The sequence below is a fragment of the Streptomyces spongiae genome (assembly GCF_009377185.1).
Taxonomy (GTDB): Bacteria; Actinomycetota; Actinomycetes; order Streptomycetales; family Streptomycetaceae; genus Streptomyces; species Streptomyces spongiae.
In genome coordinates, this window is the sequence record NZ_VJZC01000848.1 from 1 (window position 1) to 3,172 (window position 3,172).

5 protein-coding genes are annotated in these 3,172 nt (G+C 68.0%); all 5 read right to left on the minus strand.

Translation table 11 applies throughout. From position 1 onward, the window contains the following. Positions 1 to 105: 105 nt before the first annotated feature. Positions 106 to 612 carry an SgcJ/EcaC family oxidoreductase gene (locus FNH08_RS47665; RefSeq protein ID WP_152778145.1) on the minus strand — a complete coding sequence of 169 codons (507 nt, stop codon included), beginning with the start codon at positions 610 to 612 and terminating at the stop codon, positions 106 to 108. Positions 613 to 786: 174 nt separating this feature from the next. Next, entirely contained in the window at positions 787 to 972 is a 186-nt protein-coding gene (locus FNH08_RS47670) for a hypothetical protein (RefSeq protein ID WP_152778146.1), read from the minus strand. Positions 973 to 1,161: 189 nt separating this feature from the next. After that, positions 1,162 to 1,740 (minus strand): Uma2 family endonuclease, encoded by a 579-nt coding sequence (locus tag FNH08_RS47675; RefSeq protein WP_152778149.1) that lies wholly within the window; start codon positions 1,738 to 1,740, stop codon positions 1,162 to 1,164. A 50-nt stretch (positions 1,741 to 1,790) separates the two neighbouring features. Next, positions 1,791 to 2,120, minus strand: a complete 330-nt coding sequence (locus FNH08_RS47680) for a hypothetical protein (RefSeq protein ID WP_152778147.1) — start codon at positions 2,118 to 2,120, stop codon at positions 1,791 to 1,793. Next, positions 2,117 to 3,172, minus strand: a 1,056-nt coding sequence (locus FNH08_RS47685; protein ID WP_228034813.1) for a hypothetical protein, incomplete at its 5' end; no start/stop codon positions are given. The genes FNH08_RS47685 and FNH08_RS47680, both read right to left, overlap by 4 nt.

Below are 3,172 nucleotides of genomic sequence, written 5' to 3' on the forward strand. Positions count from 1 at the left end.
GGAGATCGGGGGCTGAGGCGGCGTGGGGGGATAGCGCCCCGCACTCAGCCCCCGGGTCTTGCGGACCGGGTCTTACGGACCGGGTCCCGTGGAGGTGACCGGCGGTCAGCCCTCGGGCATCGCCGAGGAGTGGTGGTTGACGATCAGCCAGTTACCGCCCCGCTTCTCGTACTCGTACGTGTAGCGGGCCTCGACCACGCGCTTCTGGCCGGTCTTGGGGTCGGTGAGCGTGAACTCGTACACACCGGTGTCGATGGCGGAGTTGCGGTCGAGGATGTTGACGTGCGTCTCGACCTTCTTGCCGAACGGCTTGTTGGCCAGGAAGTGCTCGAAGTAGTCGACGATGCCGGCGCGGTCGGTGCGGACCTTGTTGGACACCGTGGGCAGGAGGACCGCGTCCTTCGCGTACAGGTCGGCGACCTTGTGCGCATCTCCCGTCTGCAGGGCAGCGTTCCATCTGTCGAAGAGGCTGGTGACCTGCTTCTTGGTGGGCTTGGCCGCCTGCTCCTTGTGATCCGGGGAGGCCACGCTGATACCGGCGGTCACCGTCGCGGCGGTGGCGACGGCTGCGGCGGTGACGAGTGCGGTGCGTATACGGGCCTTGCGGGTCATCGCGAACTCCAGTGCGGTCTGGTGGGGTTGCTCCCTCCGCGTTCTCGGTTCGTTCTCCGCGGTGGAAGTGACTCCAGATTCGCCTGGCGCCGGTTAGGGCCCGTGCAGCGGACGTACAGGGGGCGTCCAGGGCACCCCCAACTCACGTACCGCGACACCTCCGTCACTCAGAGCTCACACAGTCGCCTTACCACTCCCCCGCAGCAGACCGACCCCGGCCCCCAGGGACACGACCCCCATGCCCACGGCGGTGGCGATCCCCTGCGCACCGTCCACCACGAGGGGAGCGACCGCCGCGACGACGAGGTTGAACAGGAACAGGAACCACAGGACGGGCTTGGAGGAGAGCAGCGACTTCATGGGAGTGTCCTTCGCGTGAGCGTGGCTTCGGGAGCCGTCGGCCGTGTCGTTGACCTTGCGAGATCAACGATTCCGTCCTCGGCCCGCGCTCACGAGGGAGCGCCCTCCCGAACCCGGGGTGTAGCCCGCTACACCCCGAGTGCCGTTGGCGAACGCGTGGAGAGGCCGCTGTGCTCACGCCGAGGATCGTCAGTCCACCAGCTCCTTGAGGGGCTCGGTGTCCAGGCTGATGTTCACGGGGTCGGGGAGCTTGACGGTGGCGCCGAAGGGGAGCTTCTCCTCGTGCCGGTAGCGGCCGCCTTCCGGCTGGTTGAACACGACGACCGAGCGGTCGTCGCGGTCGATGAGGAGGTAGACGGGAATGTCGGCGGCCGCGTAGCCGTCGGGTTTCTCGATACGGTCGCGCTGATGGGTGTCGGAGTCATGCGATGTGACTTCCACTGCCATGAGCACGCCTGTTGTCTCGGACCAGTCTCCATGCCCCGTCGGGAATCCGAACGGCGCGAGAACGCCGTCTGGGCGTGCCCGCCCCTTGCGGTATCGCTCGACCTTCATGCCGCGATCGCCATAGAGCCAGAGCTCGGGACGGTGCTGCATGCACAGCCTTTGCAACCAGGCAATGATCTGATCGTGGTTGCCATCGGTCACGGGCTTGACCTGGACCCTTCCGTTGAGGAACTCCAGCCGCACGGTCTCCGGGGCATGGCGCTCGAGCTCTTCGAACTCCTCGACAGTCATCTGCGGCCGGTGCTCGGTCCTGGGGGTCATGGCGTCGCCTCCTCGACTCCATGGTGCCCTGACCGGCACGTCCTGCACGCTCATACGTCGCTCCTGCCTGTCGTCTCACCGTCCCGAGGATCACGCTGATCGCCCTCGGCGGGTCCCATGAGCCAGTCGATCCGCGCATCGGCCTCCGCCCGTTCCGCCTCGGTGAAGGGCCCGTACTCTGCCTCGTACTCCCGCATCGCAGCGAGACCGGCGGCGCGCACTTGCTCGTGGTTCGGATGGGTGCTGAGGTACTCCTCCACCGCGTTCGCCACCACGGTGTCGACCGAGCGGCAATCGGCCTCCGCGTACGTCCGCAGCCGCGCGGCGAGGTCCGCGCCGAGTTCCGGGGTCAGACGCCCGCCCTCGGTCGGCTCGTTCACCTCGTGCTCCCCCGCCCCGGCGCGAGACCAGCGGCACGACGAAGGGACTCCACGCGGGCCGTGACGTCCACGACCTCGTCCGCGCCAGGAAGGCCGCCGCCGCGAGGGCCGGGCAGGAACGTCTCCGGGACGGGCTCGTACACCGGCCCCTCCAGCTCGCACAGCGCCAGGCACTCACGGCACAGCCCGTTGACGATCTTCTCAGTCCGCTCGTCCGCGTCACACAGACCACAGGCCATGATCACGCGGCTCACGACGGCACGGCGGCCGGCCTTCTGCCGTACCTTCGCCTTCTTCGGGGGCATCTTGCTCTCCAATCGGTTGCGGGCGAGTCCGCCCGGGTTGGTGACAGCTGGCGGCAACCCGTCAGTCAGGGCCTTGGTGATGTCGTGGGGCGTCGCGCCACGGGACAGCCAGTCGGTGGCGAGCGCTTCGAGAGAACGGCAGTCCCTGTCGGACAGGGCCATACGGGCGTCGGTGGCGCTGACTTCAGTGAGGGTCTGGTAGGCGGCGCTGGGCTGCTCGGTGGTCTGTTCGTCCGGCTCGACCTGGTCGACCTGGTCCGCCTGGCCCACCTGGTCGGCTTGCTGGGCAGGCACTGCGGTTGCCTCGGTCTCCTCAGCTCCCTCCGCTTGCTCCACACGTGCCAGTCCTGACTGGTAGTGCTCGGTTACGTCCTTGGCGTGGCGCTCCCGGGCGAAGTTCGCCCACCATTCCGGTGACCTGCGGGTGCGCGACCAGTACGTGCGCGTCACCCACCGCATCGAGTTGTCCTCGACGGTGATGTGTTCCTTGATCCAGCGGAGGTGGCCGGCGAGAGTGATGCGGCCCATCGAGACGCGTGAGGCCTGCTGGCCGTGGTGCGGGTGCTCAGCCGCGATCACCTTGTAGCCCATGGCGTGGCCGTCGTCGAGGTGGTCGATGAAGACGGCGAACTCGGCGTCACGCGGGAGCAGATGTGCGAAGTCCGGGTCCGCGTGCGGGTCTTCGCCACCCACGGAGCGCTTTCCGTACCCCGTTTTGGCCATGGGGTGGGCGGGGGACGGCAGGGC

Excerpts from the sequence above, each read along its gene's own strand:
- FNH08_RS47670 (WP_152778146.1), bottom strand. The coding sequence starts at position 972 with ATGAAGTCGCTGCTCTCCTCCAAGCCCGTCCTGTGGTTCCTGTTCCTG.
- FNH08_RS47675 (WP_152778149.1), bottom strand. The coding sequence starts at position 1,740 with ATGACCCCCAGGACCGAGCACCGGCCGCAGATGACTGTCGAGGAGTTC.
- FNH08_RS47665 (WP_152778145.1), bottom strand. The coding sequence starts at position 612 with ATGACCCGCAAGGCCCGTATACGCACCGCACTCGTCACCGCCGCAGCC.